The organism is Peribacillus faecalis (assembly GCF_014712675.1).
GTDB classification, from domain to species: domain Bacteria; phylum Bacillota; class Bacilli; order Bacillales; family DSM-1321; genus Bacillus_AD; species Bacillus_AD faecalis.
On sequence record NZ_JACXSI010000045.1, the window covers coordinates 46,539 to 69,386 of the forward strand.

Genomic DNA, 22,848 nt, shown 5'->3' on the forward strand with positions numbered 1-22,848 from the left:
TTTTGGTTCTATAACTTGAATTTTCTGACCTGTTGTTGCAATTCGAGTGCCAAATGAGTAAGCGACTCTGAGAAACTGGCGATTTCTTCAATAATCGCTACCTGTTCTTCCGATGATGCCGCCACTTGATGTGAATAGCCTGTCGATTCATTCGTGGTTTGTGAAAGCGCATTGATTGTGTCTGATACTTCCTGGACAATAGCTGACATCGATTCGATTGTAACGCTCGTTTCCTTGACCCTTGAGCGGACAGAAGTCATGCTTTCCAAAATTTCTTTAAATTTCGTATCAGTATTTTCTACTACTTCAAGTCCCGATTCCACTTCGTTTTTCACATGATGCATAGACTGTGTGGAGCGTTCCATATTACTTTGTATATCAGCGATTAAATTAGCTATTTGATCGGTGGATTGGTGGGATTGCTCAGCAAGTCTGCGTACTTCATTGGCAACAACCGCAAATCCCTTGCCTCCTTCACCGGCTCTTGCTGCTTCAATGGCCGCATTAAGCGCAAGAAGGTTTGTCTGTTCAGCAATATCGGTTATCGCCTTCGTAATTTTCCCGATTTCACTCAGGTTCACGCCTAAAACTCCTAAGTTACAACTGCTCTCATTAACTTTTTCATAGATGGAATTCATGCTTTTTACCGTTTGTTCTACATATAAATTCCCTTGTACGGCCCTGTCTGTTACTTCATCGCTTGAAGAGGAAAGTACAGCTGCATTGTCGACCAATTGATGAATCGATATCGCTACTTCACCCAATGATTGAGATCCTTCCGCCAGATTGGCATTAAGCATTTCCGCATTATCCGCTATTTGCTGAATCGCCAACGAAATCTCGCCGGTCGCTTTGTTTACTTCATCAGCACTGCCGGATAGTTCTTCTGCAGAGGCTGCTACCTGTTCAGTTGAAAGTGTCACACTTTGAACAAGCTGATTAGTATTTCTCTTCATTTCATTAAAATCCATCGTCAATTGACCGATTTCATCGACTGATGTTATGACTAAATCATCTCCGGAAAAATCTCCTTGAGCGGCTCTCTTTAAGCCTTCGCCAATTGGTTTAATAGGCGCTGTAACTTTACGTGAATAAAATGATATCGCAATAAATCCTAATACTAAAAATAACGCGCCGTTCCCCAACATTGCAATCAAAATTGAACTAGCACTGTCAAATTCTGAATACTTAGCTGTCGAGACGATATGCCAACCCCAATACGGATCTGTTTTCACATAAGCTAAAGCCTTATCCGCAGTACCGTCATTGCTGATTTCAAAATCAACATTATAACCTGTTTCCGCCTGCGCCTTGTAATCATCCCCTATTAAGAAGAAACCCTCTGACTGGACGTCCGATAAGCTTGTTCCTTCATAAAAAGGATCCATCACAAAGCTTTCGTTCTCATCTATTGCAGAAATATACCCGGTTTCTCCTACTGCATATTGCTCTTTAAGAGTACGTGTTCCATCAGCATTCAGCTCCCCAAGAAGCTCTTCGCGAAGTTTTTCCTGCGCTACTTCCAAGGTCAATACACCTTGTTCGACCTCTTCATCCAGCATACTAATCATTCCGATTGTCATCTCAGCTCGAAGCTTCAGCTCAGCATTCAGTTCCTTTTCAAGCTGATCCTTTGAAATCATATATAAAGTAATACCAGTAACAATTAAAGGAACAATCAGTAGGATGGAAGTCAAATATATAATTTTATTTCTAAATGTTTTGATTTTTTTCAACATTTCATCAACACCACCTCGTTAATTGTGTTTAATTCGATAGTAACAAAATCGACAAATTTATACAACACTAGCAAAAAAGTACATTTTTGACGTTGCGAAATCTGTCGAACTACTTTTAACGAGGCTAGCCTTCATAAAAATGCTTAAAGAAAAAAATGATTTAAAGTATTAATAATCGAAATTTGTCGAATTATTCTGTTGAATGTTTCTTAGATACAATAATCCTTTTTATATAATTTCTACTTTTCACAAAGTATTTCAGTTCCCATAAGTTAATTCGGCAAATAACCGCCAATTCTAACCAAAACTTACACAATAAGCAAAACTTGACAAATAATAAAGGTGGTTTAAAATCATAAATATTAGTAATTACGATGAATTATAAGAGATTAGTTGTTATCATAATTATACTAGCATAATATTATACTGGAGGTAAAACTAAGATGAAAAAAACAATCATTGCTGGTACACTAGCTGGCTCATTATTATTCTCAGGTAATGCCTTAGCCGCAAGTTACACAGTAAAGTCAGGAGATTCATTATGGAAAATATCTAAAAATCATAATGTTTCAATTTCCCAGCTTAAAAGTTGGAATAATTTAAGTAACGATACAATTTTTCCTGGACAAATTTTAACAATTAATAGTTCATCATCTGGAAATACAACTTCCTCTACTGGCAATAATACAAATCTTTCAACCTATATTGTCTCGAGTGGAGATACTTTTTCAGGAATTGCCAAAAAATTTAATTTATCTACATCGACATTGAAATCTTTAAATCCTGAAGTAATTAATATTAACTATTTACGTATCGGACAAGTTCTTAAGGTATCCTTATCCTCAAGTTCACCAACGACAGGAAGTCAACCCAATACAAATAATTCAACAACCATAACTGCTAATTATACTGTAAAATCGGGCGATACTTTCTCAGGTATAGCTTTTAAATTTAACATTAGCATATCAACTTTAAAAAGTTTAAACCCTGGAATAACTAATATAAACCAATTACGTGTTGGACAAGTTCTTAAGGTTTCTGGTAATGCGAGCAACACATCTTCTCCTACTACAGGAAATACATCTGCTCCAACTACATCTTGGGAGACCAAAGCAGATGCCATTATATCAACAGGTAGCAAATACTTAGGAAAACCTTATCTATATGGAGCTTCTGTTACACAGACAAACGCATTCGATTGTTCAAGCTTTACAATGCGCGTCTTCCAAGAAAATGGAATTACCTTACCAAGAAATTCTGTTGCTCAATCTAAAGTTGGGCAATCTGTTAGTCTATCGAACTTACGTAAAGGGGATTTAGTTTTCTTCGATACAGATTTTGATGGAGTCATTAATCATGTTGCCATTGCCATGAGCAACACAACCCTAATTCATAGTCAAAGTTCTGTTGGTGTTTCTATTTCTTCCTTAAATACATATTGGCAACCTAGAGTTGTTAAAATTACTAGGGTACTATAATTTTATAAGAGAAATGAAACTTCATTGTTTCATTTCTCTTATAACTTTAAAGCACTTTATTAGGATAAGTTATATTTTATCAACATAAATCATATTCTTAGTTTAAATATTCACCACTTAGAACAAAAGGAGAAATTGTCTCATTATGGAAAAAAAAGCAAAAAAGAAATTTTCATGGTTTAAAATTATTGGAATAATCGTTTTATTAATAGTGGCAGCCGGCGGAATATTCGCATTCACAGTATATAAACAATTAGAAAACTCCGTAGATCAAATGTATACTCCAATTGACCGTGAATCGGAAAAACGGGAGGAAACTTTAGAACTCAAAGAACAACAGCCCTTCTCTGTGTTATTATTGGGTGTCGATGAAAGAGATGGAGATTCCGGCCGTTCAGATTCTATGATTGTTCTCACTGTAAATCCTCACCTTAAAGGTGTCAAAATGGTCAGCATCCCTCGTGACACACGAGTAGAAATCGTTGGACGTGGTACAGTTGATAAAATCAATCACGCATATGCGTTTGGTGGAATAGAAATGTCGATGGATACAGTCGAAAATTTCCTTGATATCCCAATCGATTATTATGTACAAATTAACATGGAATCATTCAAAGATATTGTTGACGCGATCGGCGGTATAACAGTGAACAATGAACTAGACTTCAATTATGAAGGACAACACTTCCCAATTGGTACAATCACACTAAACGGTGATGAGGCTCTAAAATATTCACGAATGAGATACGAAGATCCAAACGGAGACTTCGGAAGACAAGCAAGACAGCGTAAGGTTATCGAAGCTGTCATTAAACAAGGAGCTAGCCTTACTACTTTAACAAACTATAAAAATATTTTTGATACATTAGGCAATAATATTCAAACAAACTTAACGTTCAATGAAATGAAAACTATCCAAAGCGATTATCGTGCTGCAGCAGACAGTATTGAACAAATCTCAATTGAAGGCAGTGGAACAAAAATTAATGGTATTTATTACTATCAAGTACCAGAAGTAGAACGAGAAAACATTCAAAACCAATTAAAAGAACAATTAGGAATTTAAACTATAAAAACAAAAGCCTAGCTTTGCGCTAGGCTTTTTTAATATCCTTATTCTCATAAATAACTTGATAAATTTATTTAAACCAATTTATTTTGTCGATTCTTGACTAATCTTCTATCTTTTTTTAAATAATACTATGACAAGGATATTACGAAATAAGGTGAATAAATGAGAAGGAATGTTCATTTAATCCAGACAATTGGGAACGAGTTAAGAAATTTAAGGAGATCTAACAATTTGCAAGTTAAAGATGTAGCTAAGGATGTCGGGGTTTCCTCTACCTATATTTCTGAAATTGAACGAAACAATAAAGTCCCGAGTAATAGGCTGATCGAAAAGATAGCGCAAACCTATAATATAGATGAACAGCATTTGTTTAAAGGTTTTAATATCATTCCGGATAGCGTCATTTACGAATTGACTTCAGAGCATGGATTATACGATGTGTTATATGAATTATCCGAAGATGAGAGTATTACACGCGAGGAAAAAGATAAATTTTATCAAGAAGTGAAAGCATTATACATGGAAACAATTAAGAAAAGGTGAAATATATGAGTTATGAAACAGCCATGATTTTTAAAAATTTACTATTATTCTTTTCTGGTTGCCTTTTTTCCGGCATCACAATATCTCTAATCGCTGCTTACTATATGATGCATTCTGAAATAACCGATGAAATCGAGGAGAATATAATTTTTGCTGACGTCCAGGAAGCAAAAATGCTATGGAAACATCCAAAAACATTTTTAACAGCCCTTGAGATGCAGTATGCGCTCATTTTTTGGCATTTCACGAATTCACAACGAAAATCATTACAATCTAATCTAAAAAGAGGAAGAATCATCCTCATATCCATCCTCATCCTTTTCATTATTTTACTAATTGTTTCTTTGACAAGTTCATTCAACATCAATTTCCAGCCCAACCCACCACCTCCGAAGTGCTAAAGTAATATCAATAAGGTGCGCCTGAAATATTAAGGGCTTCTTTCATATATCGCTAATAAGTCATTAAGTCCATATTATGATAAGAAGTATTAACGAGCATCAGCGAATATAAACACTAAATCCCCGTAATATACTTACGGGGATTTTGGCTAATATTTATCTTTCCACATTAAAATAACGCGCCTCCGGATGAGCAAACACAATTGCCGAAACAGACGCTTCCGGCTCCATCATGTGACCGTCCGTCAAACGGACACCGATATCTTCCGGTTTAAGAAGACGGAACAGCTTTTCTTGATCTTCTAAATTCGGACAGGCAGGATAACCGAATGAAAATCTTTGGCCGATATATTTCGCGGCAAATCGGTCCTTCATGCTCATATCGACCGAATCGGAAATGCCCCATTTATCACGCATAATTTGATGCATTCTTTCAGCGAAGCCTTCTGCGGTTTCAAGCGCAATCGACTGGATGGCATGACTTTTCAAAAATTCACCCTGCTCCTTCCAATGATCGCTGTACTGGCGTATACCGATTCCGGCTGTTACGACAAAGAAACCGACATAATCCATCTCACCCGAAGAGACAGGCTTCAAATAATCTGCTAAACATAAAAACGGCGCACTGTCCTGTCTAGGAAAATCAAATACTTCCAATACTTCCTTCACATTCTCAGGTTTATACACAATCACTTTATTGCCGTCACTTTGCGCCGGGAAAAATCGATAAACACCATTGACGCGATAATCCGAGCTTTTCAGTTCATCATATAGTGAATCGACAAGCTCCGTTAAAGCAATCGCGCGCTCATCGCCTTCCTGCAGCAATTTATCAAGCTTGCCCTTCAGACCTAAATGGTGACCGATCAGCATTTGTCTATTGACATACGGCATCACTGTCTGCAGTGGGTAATCAAGAAGTGTATGACGCGTTAAATCTTCCGGCTGCTTCACTTCCGCCTGTGGAACAGTGACGACTGGCTGCACTACTTCTTTCACTTCAACAGTTCTGTTTGCTTGCAACGCTGCTGATTTTTTACGTTTCTCGTCCAGCTCAGCTAAAAATCCTTCTTTTTGTACATCATCATGCATTGTATTCGCTAAAGCTAAGCCTTCCATCGCATCCTTCGCATATAGCACTGTTCCTTCATATTCAGGATGTATTTTAGTATCAGTGAATTTACGGGATAGCGCCGCTCCTCCAACCATGATTGGCGTATCAATGCCGTTTTCCTTCAAATCTTGCGCTGTCAGCACCATTTGCTGGGCCGACTTTACAAGTAAGCCTGATAAACCAATCATCGACGGCTTATGCTCTTCAACGGCGGCAACCAGCTGCTGAGAAGTTACTTTAATGCCAAGATCAACGATCGTGTAGCCGTTATTCGCCAAAATGATTTCCACCAAGTTTTTACCGATATCATGAACATCACCTTTAACGGTCGCTAAAATGATTTTACCTTTTGAGTTACCTGTTTCGCTTTTCTCCATAAACTGCTCAAGATGCGAAACGGACGCCTTCATTACTTCTGCACTTTGCAATACTTCGGCAACAATCAATTTATTATCGTTAAACAGCACACCTACTTCGCTCATACCGGCCATTAACGGCCCGTTGATGATATCAAGCGGCGCGGAGCCTTTTGCCAAAGCTTCATCCAAATCAGCAATCAGACCTTCTTTTGTCCCTTCAACGATGTACTGGGCCAGGCGTTCCTCAAGTGGCAACAGCTTCGTATCCTGTTTTTTCTCGACCTTCTTATCACGGTAAAAAGCAATAAAGCTTTGGAGTGTTTCATCTCCTGTTTCAAACAACAATTTTTCCGAAAGCGCAACTTCTTCTGCAGGAATACCTGCAAAACGTTCCAGCTTTTCTGTATTGACGATGGCATAATCCAATCCGGCTTTTGTACAGTGATATAGGAAAACCGCATTCAATACTTCACGACCGCGCGGCGGCAAGCCGAAAGATACATTGCTGACACCGAGAATCGTCAAACATTCCGGCATCGTTTCTTTAATTGCCTGAATACCCTTAACAGTTTCAAGTGCAGCACCGATATATTGCTCATCTCCGGTACCGACCGGGAATACTAGCGGATCGAAAATTAAGTCTTTAGGATTTAATCCGTATTTGTTAACGAGCAAATCATAAGAACGCTTCGCGATTCGCAGCTTATCCTCAGCTGTGATTGCCATACCTTTTTCATCAATCGTACCGACGACAAGCGCGCCGCCATATTGATGAATAAGAGCCGAAACACTTGCAAACTTGTCTTCACCATCTTCTAAGTTAACCGAGTTTATTACCGCTTTACCTTGCGAATGCTTCAGTGCCTGTTCAATGACTTGATCATCAGTCGAGTCGATGACAAGCGGCACTTTTACCTTTTTGACAACCTCTTGAACAAATTCTTTCATATTGCCAAGTTCGTCATCGTCCGGGTCAGCCAAACAAATATCTATGACATGTGCGCCTTTCTTCACTTGAGCACGGGCAATTTCCGATGCCTGCTCAAACTGTCTGTCACGAATCAGTTCCTTAAATTTACGTGAACCGATAACATTCGTACGCTCCCCGACGAAGAGCGGTCTCATACTGTCATCGTATAATAGTGCATCTGTTCCGGAAACAGCGTGGTTATGTGTTTGTGTCGGAATTTCACGCGGTTTTAAATCAGCCACTGCCTCAGCCATCGCCTTAACATGTGCCGGTGTTGTCCCGCAGCAGCCGCCGATGACATTTATCCAGCCTTTTTCGGCAAATTGTTTCACTTTATACGCTAATGATGTCGGAGATTCATGATAATGTCCTTCTTCATCCGGCAAGCCTGCATTCGGATAGCAAGAAATGCCGACATCAGCAAGCTCTGACAGTGTACGGACATGATCAGTCATGAATTCCGGTCCAGTTGCGCAGTTTAATCCGACCGCAATCGGCTTCATATATTCACACGAGAAATAAAAGGCGTCAATTGGCTGACCTGCCAATGTCGTGCCCATCGGTTCAATCGTGCCTGAAATGATAATCGGCAACTCTTTTTCCTTATTTTTAAACGCTTGCTGAATTCCTGTAAATGCCGCTTTCACATTCAGCATATCTTGGCACGTCTCGACAATCAGCACGTCAGCTCCGCCATCCAGCAGACCTTCTGCTTGTTCCCGATAAGACTCTTGCAAAATATCAAAAGTTGTTCCGCCAGTAAGCGACAATGTTTTTGTTGTCGGTCCCATAGAACCGCCGACAAAACGAGGTTTGTCTTGTGTAGAATATTTTTCGCACGCTGCTTTCGCCAGCTCCGCAGATACTTTATTAATTTCATATGCTAAGTGGCCGATTCCGTACTCATCCAAGACGAGGCTTGTCGCACCGAACGTATTCGTCTCGATAATATCAGATCCCGCTTCTAAATAGGCTTCATGGATACCTCTTATTACTTCAGGAGCAACGAGCGATAAATATTCATTACAGCCTTCATACTCTTCTCCTCCAAAATCAGCCGCCGTCAAATTCGCTTCCTGTATCATAGTTCCCATAGCCCCATCCAGAACAAGAATCCGTTCCTTCATAATGGAGGATAAAGCTTGTTTACTCATGCACTGTCACTTCCTCTTTCTGTTTAGCATCGATTGTTCTTATAAAATTCGTTAGCTCGACGGTTATTTCATATCGTAAAAACGGAGTCATTAAATAAATGCCATTGAAACGTTCCATCGCAGCTTCTACTAATTCTTTCGCAATGGCAATTCCTTCACGTTCAGCCTGAAGACGGTCGTCACCCGCTTTCTCCATCGCTCTTAGCACATGGTCCGGTAATTTAATACCCGGCACTTCATGATGGAGGAATTCAGCATTGCGGTAACTCGTTAAAGGCATGATGCCAAGAAAAATCGGCGTCTCTAAATGCTTTGTCGCCTGATAAATCTCCTCAACTTGATGGACAGAATAAATCGGCTGCGTCAAAAATGAATCGGCACCATGCTGAATTTTCTTTTCCATTCTTTCAACTGCTTTATGAAGGTACTTCACATTCGGATTAAAGGCTGCCGCCACATTAAAGTTTGTCTTTTTGCCAAGCGGCTTGCCGCTGAATGAAAGACCTTCGTTATATTGCTTGATCAGCTTAATCAATTCAAACGATGACACATCATATACAGAAGTCGCTCCCGGGAAATCTCCAACTTTGGAAGGGTCACCGGTTATGACTAATATCTCGTTCAAGTCGAGTGTTGAAAGTCCCATTAAGTGCGATTGCAAGCCAATCAAGTTATGATCGCGACAAGTCAAATGCACAAGCGGATTAATCCCTTCTGCTTTCAACATTGATCCAAGGGCCATATTGCTGACGCGCGGGGAGGCAAGCGAATTATCGGCAAGCGTAATGCTGTCGGCTCCTGCCTCTGTCAAAGCTCTTGCCCCTTTCATATACAGCTCGACCGGCAATTTCTTCGGAGGATCCAGTTCAACAAGAATCGTCCTCTTCTTCTTCGCAGTTTCGTATAGCGCTGCCTGTTTCGCCTCAGGCTCTGCTTCTACAACTTCGATTTTTCTGAGCTTTACTTTCTTTTCGTTGACAGGTGTTCTATCATCAAGAGCTTTGTTCACTTCCTCAATGTGCGCTGGTGTCGTGCCGCAGCAACCGCCGATGATACGGACACCCTGTTCTCTTAATGCAAGCGCGCTTTTCCCGAAATATTCTGGATTCTCTTCGTATTTTAACTTTCCATCACTGTACTCCGGCAAGCTCGCATTCGGATAAGCACTTAAGAAAGCATGTTTCAATAAAGGCACTTCTTCAAGCGAACGTATCGTATGGTGAGGACCGAGCCTGCAGTTGACGCCGACTACATCCGCTCCCAAATCTTCAAGCCTGAACAATGCATCGCTCAAATGCATGCCGTTTTGAAGATAAGCAATTTCTTGAAGCGTTACATTCGCAATAATCGGCAAAGATGTTTCTTTTCTTGCAATCTGCAAAACTGCTTCAATCTCTTCAAAATCGTAATATGTCTCTAGCAAAATGCCATCTGGATTTTCAATAAGTAAACTGAACAATTGCTCTCGAAAACTTCTCTTAATCTCTTCAATTGTAATATCGGAATTGCGCAAATTACGTGTAGCGCCAATTGTTCCGAATACAAAACAATTTTCGGCGGCTGCACTTCTGGCAATCTTAATGCCCTCTCTATTAATCGATGAAACTTGGTCTTCCAAGCCATATCTCTTCAACTTAAAATGATTAGCTCCGTATGTATTCGACTGGATAATTTCTGCTCCGGCCTGTACATACGCTTGATGAATGCCCTTCACCAGCTGCGAATTGATCAAGTTCAGCTCTTCATAGCATTGATCAACCCCCGTTGTATACAGCAACGTCCCCATTGCCCCTTCACCGATTAAAATTCTCTTCTGTATCTCTTCACAAAAATTCATGCCATCACCCCAAGATCGCCATTATTCTATTTGTTCAAAACGCTTATAAACGAACAGTACTATATTGTAAAGCTTGCTTTAAATCCCCGATTAAATCGTCGGTGTTTTCAATTCCGACCGACAAGCGCAACAACCCTTCCGTTATTCCTCTCGCCTCGCGAATTTCCACCGGAATATCAGCATGAGTCTGCGTTGCCGGGTACGTAATCAATGTTTCGACCCCTCCGAGACTTTCAGCATAGCTGATGATATTCACATGTTTCAGTACTGCTTTAACGACCTCTTGATTCTTCACCTCGAATGACAGCATGCCACCAAATCCATTACTTTGGTTATTCATAATGGCTTTCTGTTCCTGAGTAGCTAAGCCCGGATAATACACTTTCTTGACTAGCTCATGCTCTGCAAGAAAATCGGCAATTTTCGCCGCATTTTTCTGCTGCTGCTCGACACGGAGCGCCAAAGTTTTCATTCCTCTCAGTAACAGCCAAGAATCAAACGGGCTTAAAATCGCCCCAGCGCCATTTTGGAATGCGACGATGCGCGCACTCAGCTCCTCCGTTGCTGTAACGACTAAACCGGCAATGACATCATTATGACCGCCCAAATATTTCGTGCCGCTATGAATGACAATGTCTGCACCTAACCTGATAGGCTTCTGCAAATAAGGAGTTAAAAATGTATTGTCAACAATCGTCAATAAATTATGCTCTTTCGCAATCTCACTGATAGCCTTCAAATCAGTGATTTTCATTAATGGATTAGTTGGTGTTTCTATAAATAAAGCCGCAGTTTTATCCGTAATTGCCTTCCTCACTTCGTCTAAACAGCTAGTATCGACATAGGAAGCGCTAATGTCATATTGCTTAAACACTTGCTCAATCAAGCGATATGTACCACCATATAAGTCATCGGAAATAACTAAGTGATCTCCCGGTTTGAACAAAAACAAGACTGACGTAATTGCTGCCATACCGGAAGAAAAGGCAAATCCGCTATGCCCTTCCTCTAAAGCGGCAATTGCTTCTTCAAGCACCTTCCTCGTCGGATTGGCTGTACGCGAATAATCAAATCCTGTACTTCTGCCAAACTCAGGATGCTCAAATGTTGAAGTTAAATAAATCGGTGTGCTGATTGCCCCGGTTTGCGGATCCTGTTTTACGCCCGCCTGAGCCAGTCTTGTTTCAATATTCATGTTTCATAACCCCCATATAATCAAAAGTAAATCAGCTGACTGTACAGCCATGCCGTTCTTAGAAAATCAAAGTGAACATACAATAAAACGCCCTTTTCGTATGAAAAGAGCGTTCGTAAATTCTCATTACAATGCTCTCATCGACTAGAACTCACAATCTACTGGCATTAGCACCGTTCAATAAATGATGGTTGCTGAAGCTTCTCAGGGCCAGATCCCTCCGCTTCTCTAGATAAGAGTAAATATTAAATTTTCGGAATAATTCATTTTTTATATCATAATAAACTATTACCTTACTGTCAATATCTTTTCACAATTTACTGACAATATATTGTCATTCTATACTTGTGTCCGGTGTTTAAAGATGTAAAATCTTTCAGGTCGTATTTTCCAAGAAAATATGATATAAAAAGTAGTAACTATTTTTGGAAATTAATAGAAAGGATTGTGTAACATGTTTAAAGAATTTCGCACGTTCATTAACCGCGGCAATGTCATTGATTTAGCTGTCGGTGTTGTCATTGGGACAGCGTTTGGAAAGATCATCACTTCTCTCGTAGAAGATATCATAATGCCGCCTATCGGACTATTAGTCGGTAAGGTGGACTTTACTGATCTTTATATTAATCTATCCGGAAAGGACTATGCTTCTTTAGCAGATGCAAAGGCTGCTGGTGCTGCTACTATTAATTACGGATTATTTATTAATAATATAATCAATTTCCTGATTATCGCTTTCTGCATTTTCCTAGTCATCCGCCAACTGAACAAGCTGACGCCAAAGAAAGAGGAGGCGCCTGCTACAACAAAAGAATGTCCAGCTTGCCTATCAAACATTCCATTAAAAGCGACACGCTGCCCTGCCTGCACGACACATTTAGAAGTACAAGCTGAAGCATAATAACATAAAAAGAAGCAATTTCGGCAATATATAAATCCGGAATTGCTTCTTTCATTTATAAAGACATATTTATATTTAAACTAATTGAAACATCAATTCATTAATTTCTTCAACTGTCGGCAGCCCTGAAATAGCGCCTTTTCTTGTAGTCGTCAATGCACCGGATGCATTAGCAAAACGCAAAATATCGTGGTAATTGACACGGATGACTTCTTCGATGTTTTCGTCGTTCACGCTGTATTCCATCAGCTTCGCCAGGAATCCGCCAATAAACGCATCTCCTGCTCCTGTTGTGTCAATCGCCTCTACACGATGACCTTCCGAAGGGTAAAATTTATCTTTCAGCCAAATCTCCGCACCTGCTGCACCTTTCGTATAAACAACAACCTTCACATCGCCGGTAAACAATGATTGAAGTGCTTGTTTTTCTTCAGTGATGCCTGTAATGAATTCCAATTCTTCATCAGATACTTTTACAATATCCGCTTTCGGCAAAAACTCATGTACCGTGCTTTGACATGCCTTTTCATCTTCCCATAGCGGCAAGCGGATATTCGGATCGAAAGAAACAACGCCTCCTGCTTTCTTTACAAGTTCAATAGCCTTCGCATGCGCATACTTCATTGGGCTTTCCACTAAATCGACGGAACAAAAATGCAGCAAGTCACCTTTAGTAAACCAGTCTTCACCGATTTCATCAGCGCTAAGCAATAAATCAGCTGATGGCTTTCGGTAAAATGCAAAATCACGTTCGCCATTATCTTTTAACGAAACAAAAGCAAGTCCTGTCGGCGCTTCTGCTGTGCGTAAAATTTTATCTGTCTTCACACCTGCATCTTTTAATACAGCTGTCAAAAAATCACCAAAGCTATCCTTGCCGAGCTTTGTAATCATACTTGATTGATGGCCGTACTTGCTTACAGCCGCCGCAACATTGGCAGGAGCGCCTCCCGGGAGCTTCGTGAATGCTTCAACCTCATCCAACCCCTTGCCTTTCTCGTTTGCGACAAAATCAATTAATACTTCCCCAATACTATATAAAGTAGACATCTATTCGCTCCCTTTTCAAAACATTATATCTGAATAATAATTATAGCATTTATTCACAAATAAAATTAAAATTTTTAAAAATCACCGATTTGCCATGCGATATTCATAATAATTAAGAGCCAATGTGCAAAAACAAACCCAAAATCCGCCAGCGGCAAAACCAGCAACGACATCACTAGGATAATGCACACCCAAATAAATTCGGCTTATGCCAATTGCTATTATTAATGAAGCAAAGCAAGCAATGATAAATGCATCCAGCACCGTCTTCTTTGATATTTTCACCAAAACAATAGCTAACGCACTATATAAAATGATAGAACCCATGCTGTGACCGCTTGGAAAACTATAGCCGCTTTCGACAATCAGGCGGTAAAAATTCGGTCTTTCTCTCTCAAACCAATCCTTCAGGAGTAAATTGAATCCTGCTCCAAGTCCACATGTCAAAACTATAAACAGTGCGTATCGTTTCTTATAAAAAATAACTAATATGATTGCTGAGCCAGCAATGGCCAATACATTCCACACTTTCCCGCCGAAAAACGTGACAACTTTCATAAATGCTGTCCAATGCGGAGTAATGTTCCCCTGTATCATCTCAATTACGCTATGATCAAAAACTTTTAGATCATCCGCCCTTAATTTCCCGGCTACTTCAACAAAAATAAAAGCAAATAGAACGAGCAAAATACTTAAGTAAATAAAATATTTAACATTTGTTTGTGAAATCTGTCTCTCTTGGTTGTTAATCAAATGAAATACTCCTTTTACTTCTACAAGTCTTTATTATGTAAATATACCCATAATAAAAAAGTATTTCATTAGCAAAAGTTGGTTAACTGAACAAAAGTGCAAGCGCCCCCTAAAAAGCACCGTATGAACTGAGGCTCTCAGGATGAGAGTCACAAAGACGAAGACATGCGGCCGTGGCGGATTTAGTCTTTGTTCCACCCTCCCGGAGATATAGGAAACACGAAGAACGATAGTGATTCGATGTGTCTAGTTGCATCAGCCAGCCCCTCGGGTCATAAGCCATCTCTCCTTCGGAAATCAAAACCAGATTTCCTACTGAGATCTGTCTTATGCTGGTCGGAGGCTCTCAGGACGAGAGTCACAGCGACGAAGATATGCGGACGTAGCGCTCTTAGTCGCTGAACCTTACTTGCGGGCCGATTCCACATTTCAACGTTGACTTATCAACAGGAGGTTGCCGAAGGGCAATAGGTGCTGGGCGCTGGAGCTGGACGTCGATACACTTTCTTTAACTTATATACAATGTACATTTTTGTAATTTCCAAATGCACTAGAAAAACCGTCACTGGTCTCAGATTAATATACATAAAACGGCTCTATGAAGCATGTCTATCATCCTCTTGGCGATAAACAGCTTCATAGAGCCATTATCTTTTTATACTAATTTCGATTTCAAATAGGCTTTTGCATCCTTCTGCATTTGGCGATAGCTCTCAGCTTCTGCATCGAACATTGTTTTTTCAGATGCAACAAATTCGGAATTTGATACATCAATTAGCACTTCATACTCATAAGTAGCATTTCCGATCAAGTCAATGCTATATTCTTCACCTTTTTGATGGGCAATACATTTTACTTTTCCGCCCGGATTGTAGACAGTAACAGCTTCTTCAAAGCTATTTTTATTCAAGAGACATGTGACAAGAGTAGAAGCGCTCATCGCTGTACCGCACGCATTTGTGAAGCCAACTCCTCTTTCAAATGTTCTCACAAAAATATTGCCCTGCTCAAGAATTGCAACAAAGCTAACATTGACGCCGTCAGGGAAATAACGATTTTCACCATTCACATGCTCAGAAAATGTTTTTTGCACATCGCCTTGCAAAACATCATTATTCACAATCGTAATAATGTGAGGATTAGGAACGGCAACTGCGGTAAACTTCAAATCTCCCGCCAATTCCGGAAAAGTCTGTTGCATGAATGTATCACCTTCTGCATTCATAGGCAAATCAGCAACATTAAACGAAATAGGCGATATTTCAACTTGATAAGTCGGAATATCCCCATAAATCGGCGCTGTTTCTTCGACTGCAAGCACCGCCTTCATCGTTTCGATTCGAAGCTGTTTTTTTCCAAGTAATTCACAAGCATAACGAGCTATACAGCGCAAACCGTTTCCGCACATTGAGGCTTCCGTTCCATCACTATTGAATACCCGCATTTTCCCATCAGCAACCTCGCTGTTTTGGAAAAACAAAATCCCGTCCGCGCCAAGCCCTGTTTTACGGTCGCAAATCAACTTGGTCAAATTAGCACGCTCTTCATCCGACCATGATAGCGGCGCATTATATTCATCCAGTATAAAAAAATCATTGCCTGACCCGTGGCATTTAATTAAATTCAGCTTCATTTCTTCATTCCTCACTCTAAAAAATGTAATTAGCTTTATCATACTATACAAAAAACGTTATTTGGAAGCAGAAATAGGGCCAATTTGAAAAAGTGTCATACGACTTTCCCAATAGGCCCCAATTGATTATAAATATCTATTATGCATTTCCGTCAACAACAACATCAAGCTTACCCGTTGTCGGATGAATGACAAGTCCATGAATTTTTACATCAGCAGGAATTAACGGATGATTACGGATGACATTCACGCTATTTTCAACACTTTCCGAAACATCTTTGAATCCGCGCAGCCAGACATTTAAATCAATGCCGGCATTTTCTAATATTGTCATAGTGTCCGGTGATACATCACGTTTTTTCATTGCCTCTACTACATCATCTACTGATACAGCAGCCATCCCGCAATCATGGTGGCCGACCACATACACTTCTTCAGCACCTAGGCTGTAAATCGCAATCATAATACTTCTCATGACACTGCCGAATGGATGAGAAACAACCGCACCGGCTGTTTTGATGATTTTAACATCACCATTACCAAAATTCATCGCCTTAGGAAGCAATTCTACTAATCTTGTATCCATACAGCTTATAATGACCATTTTTTTCTGCGGGAACTTATCCGATTGGAAACTTTCATACCCTTTATTTTCTACAAACTGCTTATTGTGAGCTAAAATTTCATTCAAAACATTCATAATATTCACCACTTTACTAATATAATGAATTTATTATAACAAAACCGCCCATTTTTTTCCTCATTTTTGCATAGTACCGTTAATTTTTGGAGAAACTAAGTAATTTAGCGCATAAAGCATATATTGATATCAAATCATCCTTACTGGTTTCGTCGGCAAAATCGATAATCGGTGTATTCAGTTGAAACCTATCGTTCCACTCAAGCGGCATATAACCTTTTTGAAAAGAAACAAGTTTTTTTCCTCCTGCAGAACATATTTCAAAAGAATTCAGATAACCGCTGATATTTACATTCATGCGTACAGCACATTCACTATCATACACAATCCCATTGTAGCGGAATAACGATTTTTTTAAGTTTTCCTCATAAACAGCGATTGTTCTGCCGGCATTATCCCATACTGTCATTTGCCTTCCAAGAAATCCGGAGATTTTGAATCTCGCCAGTTTTTGTCCTCGACCATCCAGCAAACAATAATTTTGCGGCAAAAAAATCAGCAATGCATTCGGTATCAGCCATTTATACCAAGCGGCATTTTCATCTTTCATTTCGCCAACGCATTGACCATTAGGGTCGAATAATACAATCCTCATAGTAGGTGCCGGCATAAAGGTCATTAATACATTCCTTTGTTCAAATAGCGATCGGTCACTCACTTCAATGTGGTTTGGCATCTCCCGATAGCGCTTCTTATTAATATGAAATTGCAGAAAAAACAGACCGCTCAGCAACATAAACGGAACAGTCGTCTCCCAAACATGTGAACTTTGCAGAAACCGGCTCATGACAACGAATATAACAACGCTTAACAGCGCAGCATAAAGTGAAATATTAAGCGAAGCCGCTGCAACAGATTTATAGTATTCCTTAATATTCATATAATCCTCTCCAATTCAGAAAAACCTTTACCTGTCCTTTTTCATTTTTGATTTCACTCCTTGATTCCACTTCAATGAAAAAGGAGCCATGCGGGAACCAAAAAGCGGAAGCGGCCTGCAAGTAAGGAATAGCTACTAAGGACGCTACGTCCGCATATCTTCGTCGCTGTGACTCTCATCGTGAGAGCGCCACACGAGAAACCTGGTTTTGGTTTCTTGGGTGGGGGTGGCTTATGACCTAGCATGGCAAGTATAAGGTTAGACAGCCCACCGATTTAAAAAATTATTTACAATAAAAAAAGCAGACTATAAAAGAACCATTAGCTCTTCTTGATAGTCTGCTTTTACATGTTGTTTTATGCTGTCTTAAACAAATTACAAAATCCGGAAAATAAACGGAATTCTGTACTCGCTTCCCTCATATGCTTTGACTGCTGCAATAATCGTGAATACAAAAGCTGCAATACCGAGAATCGGCAGGATAATCATTCCGATAAAAACAAGTGTAAGAATACCGGCAATTACCGAATAAATGAAATAGGAAATAATAAAATTAAAATATTGTCTTCCATGATAATCGACAAATGAAGATTGATCCTTCTTTATAATCCATATAATAAGTGGACCTATAATCGTTGTAAATAGACTCGTCACATAAATGAGTGCAGCAAACAATCTTTCATCATTACTAGGCATTTTAAACAAACTCCTTTCATTTATATTATACGACAGAAGCGGTGTTTAGTTTCATTTATTTTTCCCTCATCAATTTACAAGGAAATACTGCAATGCTATAATTCTCGAATGGAAATAGGCAAACTATTGAGTCATGGGGGAATCAATGAATATTACGCATTCTAAGAAAGAAAAACTGAAATTATTTATTACCATTATGCTGCCCGTTCTTATTACACAAGTTGGCATGTTTGCTATGACGTTCTTCGATACAGTGATGTCCGGCAATTACGGCTCAGCAGATTTAGCTGGGGTGGCTATTGGAAGTTCTATATGGACACCCGTATATACCGGACTGTCAGGCATCTTGATTGCTGTTACACCGATCGTTTCGCAATTAGTAGGTGCCGGCAAGGAAAAGAAAGTTCCATATTCGGTAACGCAAGGCATCTATTTATCTATAATATTGGCAGCAATTGTGCTAGCAATTGGCTCAATTGTTTTAAACCCGATTTTAAATAGCATGTCACTTGAACCGCATGTTCGAGTCATCGCGCATGATTATTTAGTTGCACTCTCGTGGGGAATTATTCCACTTTTTTTCTTCAGTGTCATTCGGTCATTTATCGATGCGCTCGGCCAAACGAGAGTATCAATGATTATTACACTTGTGGCATTGCCGATTAATGTCTTTTTCAACTATGTGTTAATCTTCGGTAAGCTTGGATTTCCAGAGCTCGGTGGTATTGGTTCCGGCTATGCGACAGCAATTACTTATTGGATTGTACTGCTAATTGCTTTTGCTATTATTTTAAAAGTAAAACCATTCAGCACATACCGTCTGTTTAGATCAATTGTTCCATTTTCATGGAAAGAGTGTATAACCATTTCTAAAATTGGTGTACCTATCGGACTATCAATTTTTTTTGAAACGAGTATTTTCTCAGCTGTCACATTGCTGATGAGCGAATATAATACAAATACAATCGCTGCCCACCAAACAGCATTAAACTTCTCTTCGCTTCTGTATATGGTGCCGCTTAGCATTTCAATGGCCTTGACGATCTTAGTCGGCTTTGAGGTCGGTGGTAAACGCTATCATGATGCGAAGCAATATAGCGCAATTGGAACGATTTTTGCAGTCAGCATGGCTGTATTGTTTGCTATTGTATTATATTTCTTCCGCTTCGATATTGCTGCTATATACACGAAGGACACTGAGGTTATTAAACTTGCAGGCAATTTCCTGATTTTCGCACTTTGCTTCCAAATTTCAGATGCGATTATGGCTCCTATACAAGGTGCTTTGCGAGGCTATAAAGATGTAAACTTAACCTTCATCCTGTCCTTTACAGCTTTTTGGATCATCGGTCTTCCAGTCGGTTACGTCTTTGCTAACTTCACAAGCATGGGACCTTATGGCTATTGGGTAGGCTTGATTGTCGGCCTGGCATGCGGAGCAATCAGCTTGGCAGTTAGATTAATTTATATTCAAAAGAAAAAATTTGCTGCTATCCCAAAAGTGTAAGCGGGAAAAACGCCTCCGAATCAACTCGGAGGCGTTTCTATTAGTTTCTGAATACTTTCCCCAGCACATCTACACCGCCTGTAACAGGTATGACGCTGCCAGTAATGAAGCCGGATTTATCATCAGTTAAGAAAGCAATTACCCTTGCAATATCTTCTCCTGTGCCCGGTCTGCCAACAGGCACTCTTTTTTCCGTTTCCAAAACTGCTTCCTCAATCGTCGCTTCCTTCCATTGCCCGGTTATATCCCCGGGGCATACCATATTCACCGTGATGCCTGAAGAAGCTTCTTCCATCGCAAGCGTTTTGGTCAAAGATGTCAAACCGCTTTTAGCAGCAGCGAATGCTGAGCGATAAATCCAGCCCGGTGCCGTATCTGAACGGTCAAATCCCAGCGTAATAATTCTTCCCCAGCGTTCTTTTCGCATATGAGGCAAAATATACTTTGTTATATAAAAGAAACTGTTCAAGTTCCCATTCATTATGTATTGCCATTCATCCGTTGTGTATTCCATCATTGTTTTTCGGGCATGAATGTACGGTCCTGCATTATGCACATAAATATCGATGCCGTCATAAATGAATGCTATTTCCTTCATCAATCGCTCACAACTTTTCAAATCCGAAACATCACACGAAAAACAATCCACCTTAACACCGTATTGCATTTGCAATTGTTCACATAATAGATGCGCCTTTTCTTCGCTCGTTACATAAGTAAAAACTAAATCACATTGAGCATCCGCGAGAAGCTGCAATGTTTTTTTGCCGATGCCTGTCGCACCGCCTGTAACAAGGGCTACTTTTTTCCTCACATCCATTCCCCTCTTTTTCTAAGCACTTTTCCCAAATGCTTAATATTTTAATAATTATATTATACAGAAAATTATGTGCGTTTTGATAGTAAGTAGCAACTACGGAGATAGCACAACTGCCCAAAATCCGACTGAACATACTGACCAATTAGTGCATAAGATGATGTAACCATATGTGCCCATAGGGAGGTTTAATGCCATGAATCCATGGAATATTCTTTTTCCATTCCAAAAATATATGAAGAACTTCAACGGAGCCAATCAAATGAAAGATATGGATGAATATATATCAAAATTTCTATCGGGCTTGCAGAACGGTGACTTTGGACAAATGATGAATAATACAGCTTCTGCCAATCAACAAGAATCTGCACAAAATAAACTGGCAGCAGCAATCTTCGAAACACATAGCGATGTTTATGTCCGCATACCGATTGCAGAACGCGCACTCATGAAACATATGAAAATCTATCATACATCTAATTTGCTGATTGTAGAGGGGATTCCGGAGCGTACTGATCGAAATACGTATACGCTGCCGGCCATTGTCAGAAAAAAGGGAAATACTGCTCTTTATAAAGATGGCACTTTGGAAATCAAGCTGCCGAAAGTAAATGATTTACAATATTCAGAAATAAATATTACTGAACAATAGTTTATTGATAGCCTTGCAAGTATACGATAACTGTTGTTGATGCATAGCCTTTGACACTAATTCGAGCATATTTCAAATAATCATCTGCCATTACACATTCCATTTCACCGGATTTCACCTCGCAATAATCCTTCTTCATAAAATGAACATTATTCGGACTAAGCTCAAAACTGAATGTTATCGTATGTTGACTTTCATTAATAATGCAAATCGTATACTTCCGGAAGGTCGAGATATCAAAAGTAATCGAAGCTGAACGATCCTTAGTTATTATTAAAGCTCTTTTTATATCGATTGGAATGACTGATGGCTCATTGCTTTGCGGAAAATGGAACGATTCCAGTTTTCTGAGCCTCAATGACCATTGGTTAGGTATTTCCTCGCCCTCCAACACTTCTTGATAATACGCCTCTTCTTCTTCCTTCTTTTGCGGTCTATGCCTAAATCGATTACGCATACAGACTTCACCCCGCCTATTAGTTGCCTATAACCAATCGTATTCATAATCAGCCGGCAAAAGAACACATCAAAACCGTAACCGGTCCATTTTTTTTGAATCCGCCTCTTAACTCAATTCAATAAAGAACACTTGCCTTTGGCAAGCTTGATAAGGTGCAGGCAAAGGTATAGTTGCCCTTATACTATGGACTTAAAATTGGCGACTACGTCGAATCTTCCATCTCGTTGCCAATTTAATACTATAGTGTGAAAAAGGAGCCATGTGAGAACCGAAAAGCAGAAACGGCCCGCAAGCAAGAAACAGCGGCTAAAAACGCCACGATATGCGGCAACACCGATAGGACCTGCATCCTGTAGACCCGAGCAGGGTTAACAGCTTTCCCAGTCCAAAAATTTCACTTTTTAAAGAAGAAAAAAATCGTCTCTCATTTATCAAGACGATTTTAATTGCTATTCAATTAATGATCAGAAGAATCCTCTTCCATAATTGAACTGGAACTGTTTTCGTTATCTTTGATTACGCTCGGTTCACCGACCGTAAATTCTTTCTTCGGCATGGAATGCATACTTTCTGCTGTCACATGCGCATAAACATAATATGTACCTTCTTCAGTAAATGACTTTTCTAGCTTGTACAAGCCATCGCCGCTATGTTCTACCTCAACCACTTCACGATTTTCCTCATTTTCAGCATGCCAAATTTCAAACTTCACTTCATCAGCATCCGTCACTGGCTCATCACCATATAAAACCGTGGCTTCAAACAACACAGGCTCTTCAATTTGCACTGCTTCAGGTTTAAGTGATAAGGCAACATCCAAAAAAGCAACTTCATCTGAATGCGCTCCCTGTCCGCCGCATGCCGCCAAAAATAAGACGGAAACAACAGCTAATCCCCGTGAAAAATATTTCATTCTTCTCCCCAACCCCTTTAGTTA

At 39.7% G+C, this 22,848-nt stretch carries 19 protein-coding genes and 1 riboswitch; of the genes, 6 read left to right on the plus strand and 13 right to left on the minus strand.

All coding sequences use genetic code 11. The annotated features are described in order from the left end of the window. Positions 1–8: 8 nt before the first annotated feature. Positions 9–1,739, minus strand: a complete 1,731-nt coding sequence (locus IEO70_RS15730) for a methyl-accepting chemotaxis protein (RefSeq protein WP_190999324.1) — start codon at positions 1,737–1,739, stop codon at positions 9–11. Between the two features lie 443 nt (positions 1,740–2,182). On the opposite strand from IEO70_RS15730, the gene IEO70_RS15735 reads away from it, so the two are divergent. From IEO70_RS15735 to IEO70_RS15745, 3 genes are all read left to right on the plus strand, one after another. Continuing rightward, positions 2,183–3,217, plus strand: a complete 1,035-nt coding sequence (locus IEO70_RS15735) for a C40 family peptidase (protein ID WP_190999325.1) — start codon at positions 2,183–2,185, stop codon at positions 3,215–3,217. Positions 3,218–3,362: 145 nt separating this feature from the next. Then, positions 3,363–4,283 (plus strand): polyisoprenyl-teichoic acid--peptidoglycan teichoic acid transferase TagU, encoded by a 921-nt coding sequence (tagU, locus tag IEO70_RS15740; RefSeq protein WP_190999326.1) that lies wholly within the window; start codon positions 3,363–3,365, stop codon positions 4,281–4,283. A 168-nt stretch (positions 4,284–4,451) separates the two neighbouring features. Continuing rightward, a complete protein-coding gene (locus tag IEO70_RS15745; protein ID WP_268938768.1) occupies positions 4,452–4,832 on the plus strand; it encodes a helix-turn-helix domain-containing protein in 381 nt (126 codons plus the stop codon). A gap of 557 nt (positions 4,833–5,389) precedes the next feature. On the opposite strand, the gene metH is transcribed toward IEO70_RS15745, so the two are convergent. Genes metH through IEO70_RS15760 form a run of 3 tightly spaced genes read right to left on the minus strand, consistent with a single transcriptional unit; the run spans position 5,390 to position 11,862 of the window. After that, positions 5,390–8,830 (minus strand): methionine synthase, encoded by a 3,441-nt coding sequence (gene metH / locus IEO70_RS15750; RefSeq protein ID WP_190999328.1) that lies wholly within the window; start codon positions 8,828–8,830, stop codon positions 5,390–5,392. Beyond that, positions 8,823–10,667, minus strand: a complete 1,845-nt coding sequence (locus IEO70_RS15755) for a bifunctional homocysteine S-methyltransferase/methylenetetrahydrofolate reductase (RefSeq protein WP_190999329.1) — start codon at positions 10,665–10,667, stop codon at positions 8,823–8,825. Before IEO70_RS15755 ends, metH begins: the two co-directional genes overlap by 8 nt. A gap of 43 nt (positions 10,668–10,710) precedes the next feature. Next, complete coding sequence (locus IEO70_RS15760) at positions 10,711–11,862, minus strand: trans-sulfuration enzyme family protein (protein WP_190999330.1); 1,152 nt, start codon at positions 11,860–11,862, stop codon at positions 10,711–10,713. Positions 11,863–11,996: 134 nt separating this feature from the next. After that, a riboswitch (SAM riboswitch) is annotated at positions 11,997–12,101 on the minus strand. Positions 12,102–12,316: 215 nt separating this feature from the next. On the opposite strand from IEO70_RS15760, the gene mscL reads away from it, so the two are divergent. Continuing rightward, complete coding sequence (mscL, locus tag IEO70_RS15765) at positions 12,317–12,763, plus strand: large conductance mechanosensitive channel protein MscL (RefSeq protein WP_190999331.1); 447 nt, start codon at positions 12,317–12,319, stop codon at positions 12,761–12,763. Between the two features lie 75 nt (positions 12,764–12,838). On the opposite strand, the gene IEO70_RS15770 is transcribed toward mscL, so the two are convergent. The 6 genes from IEO70_RS15770 to IEO70_RS15795 all read right to left on the minus strand — a co-directional run bounded on the left by IEO70_RS15770 (position 12,839) and on the right by IEO70_RS15795 (position 18,475). Beyond that, positions 12,839–13,813, minus strand: coding sequence for a carbohydrate kinase family protein (locus IEO70_RS15770; RefSeq protein WP_190999332.1), 975 nt, complete (start codon positions 13,811–13,813; stop codon positions 12,839–12,841). An 81-nt stretch (positions 13,814–13,894) separates the two neighbouring features. Beyond that, positions 13,895–14,566, minus strand: coding sequence for a phosphatase PAP2 family protein (locus IEO70_RS15775; protein WP_190999333.1), 672 nt, complete (start codon positions 14,564–14,566; stop codon positions 13,895–13,897). Positions 14,567–15,221: 655 nt separating this feature from the next. Then, positions 15,222–16,199 carry a diaminopimelate epimerase gene (gene dapF, locus IEO70_RS15780; RefSeq protein WP_190999334.1) on the minus strand — a complete coding sequence of 326 codons (978 nt, stop codon included), beginning with the start codon at positions 16,197–16,199 and terminating at the stop codon, positions 15,222–15,224. Positions 16,200–16,338: 139 nt separating this feature from the next. Next, entirely contained in the window at positions 16,339–16,899 is a 561-nt protein-coding gene (locus tag IEO70_RS15785) for a beta-class carbonic anhydrase (RefSeq protein ID WP_190999335.1), read from the minus strand. A 79-nt stretch (positions 16,900–16,978) separates the two neighbouring features. Beyond that, positions 16,979–17,779, minus strand: a complete 801-nt coding sequence (locus IEO70_RS15790) for a hypothetical protein (protein WP_190999336.1) — start codon at positions 17,777–17,779, stop codon at positions 16,979–16,981. A 375-nt stretch (positions 17,780–18,154) separates the two neighbouring features. Continuing rightward, on the minus strand, positions 18,155–18,475 hold the full coding sequence (locus tag IEO70_RS15795; RefSeq protein WP_190999337.1) for a DUF4870 domain-containing protein: 321 nt from the start codon (positions 18,473–18,475) through the stop codon (positions 18,155–18,157). A 145-nt stretch (positions 18,476–18,620) separates the two neighbouring features. Here IEO70_RS15795 and IEO70_RS15800 point away from each other — a divergent pair, with 145 nt between their 5' ends. Next, positions 18,621–19,982, plus strand: coding sequence for an MATE family efflux transporter (locus tag IEO70_RS15800; RefSeq protein WP_190999338.1), 1,362 nt, complete (start codon positions 18,621–18,623; stop codon positions 19,980–19,982). A gap of 40 nt (positions 19,983–20,022) precedes the next feature. Here the strand turns inward: IEO70_RS15800 and IEO70_RS15805 are convergent, their stop codons facing one another. Next, positions 20,023–20,796 (minus strand): SDR family oxidoreductase, encoded by a 774-nt coding sequence (locus IEO70_RS15805; protein WP_190999339.1) that lies wholly within the window; start codon positions 20,794–20,796, stop codon positions 20,023–20,025. Between the two features lie 199 nt (positions 20,797–20,995). Here IEO70_RS15805 and IEO70_RS15810 point away from each other — a divergent pair, with 199 nt between their 5' ends. Beyond that, on the plus strand, positions 20,996–21,451 hold the full coding sequence (locus IEO70_RS15810) for an Hsp20/alpha crystallin family protein (RefSeq protein ID WP_190999340.1): 456 nt from the start codon (positions 20,996–20,998) through the stop codon (positions 21,449–21,451). Position 21,452: 1 nt separating this feature from the next. Here IEO70_RS15810 and IEO70_RS15815 read toward each other — a convergent pair whose 3' ends face one another. Together IEO70_RS15815 and IEO70_RS15820 are read right to left on the minus strand one after the other, a co-directional pair. Further along, the gene (locus tag IEO70_RS15815; protein ID WP_190999341.1) at positions 21,453–21,908 is read right to left on the minus strand and encodes a DUF6385 domain-containing protein; all 456 of its coding nucleotides are present in this window, start codon (positions 21,906–21,908) and stop codon (positions 21,453–21,455) included. Between the two features lie 460 nt (positions 21,909–22,368). After that, complete coding sequence (locus tag IEO70_RS15820; RefSeq protein WP_190999342.1) at positions 22,369–22,824, minus strand: FixH family protein; 456 nt, start codon at positions 22,822–22,824, stop codon at positions 22,369–22,371. Between the last annotated feature and the right edge of the window lie 24 nt (positions 22,825–22,848).

Bases quoted from the DNA above. Each gene is read 5' to 3' on its own strand.
- IEO70_RS15730 (WP_190999324.1), bottom strand. From the start codon at position 1,739: ATGTTGAAAAAAATCAAAACATTTAGAAATAAAATTATATATTTGACT.
- IEO70_RS15735 (WP_190999325.1), top strand. From the start codon at position 2,183: ATGAAAAAAACAATCATTGCTGGTACACTAGCTGGCTCATTATTATTC.
- tagU (WP_190999326.1), top strand. From the start codon at position 3,363: ATGGAAAAAAAAGCAAAAAAGAAATTTTCATGGTTTAAAATTATTGGA.
- IEO70_RS15745 (WP_268938768.1), top strand. From the start codon at position 4,452: ATGAGAAGGAATGTTCATTTAATCCAGACAATTGGGAACGAGTTAAGA.
- metH (WP_190999328.1), bottom strand. From the start codon at position 8,830: ATGAGTAAACAAGCTTTATCCTCCATTATGAAGGAACGGATTCTTGTT.
- IEO70_RS15755 (WP_190999329.1), bottom strand. From the start codon at position 10,667: ATGAATTTTTGTGAAGAGATACAGAAGAGAATTTTAATCGGTGAAGGG.
- IEO70_RS15760 (WP_190999330.1), bottom strand. From the start codon at position 11,862: ATGAATATTGAAACAAGACTGGCTCAGGCGGGCGTAAAACAGGATCCG.
- mscL (WP_190999331.1), top strand. From the start codon at position 12,317: ATGTTTAAAGAATTTCGCACGTTCATTAACCGCGGCAATGTCATTGAT.
- IEO70_RS15770 (WP_190999332.1), bottom strand. From the start codon at position 13,813: ATGTCTACTTTATATAGTATTGGGGAAGTATTAATTGATTTTGTCGCA.
- dapF (WP_190999334.1), bottom strand. From the start codon at position 16,199: ATGAAGCTGAATTTAATTAAATGCCACGGGTCAGGCAATGATTTTTTT.
- IEO70_RS15785 (WP_190999335.1), bottom strand. From the start codon at position 16,899: ATGAATGTTTTGAATGAAATTTTAGCTCACAATAAGCAGTTTGTAGAA.
- IEO70_RS15790 (WP_190999336.1), bottom strand. From the start codon at position 17,779: ATGAATATTAAGGAATACTATAAATCTGTTGCAGCGGCTTCGCTTAAT.
- IEO70_RS15795 (WP_190999337.1), bottom strand. From the start codon at position 18,475: ATGCCTAGTAATGATGAAAGATTGTTTGCTGCACTCATTTATGTGACG.
- IEO70_RS15800 (WP_190999338.1), top strand. From the start codon at position 18,621: ATGAATATTACGCATTCTAAGAAAGAAAAACTGAAATTATTTATTACC.
- IEO70_RS15810 (WP_190999340.1), top strand. From the start codon at position 20,996: ATGAATCCATGGAATATTCTTTTTCCATTCCAAAAATATATGAAGAAC.
- IEO70_RS15815 (WP_190999341.1), bottom strand. From the start codon at position 21,908: ATGCGTAATCGATTTAGGCATAGACCGCAAAAGAAGGAAGAAGAAGAG.
- IEO70_RS15820 (WP_190999342.1), bottom strand. From the start codon at position 22,824: ATGAAATATTTTTCACGGGGATTAGCTGTTGTTTCCGTCTTATTTTTG.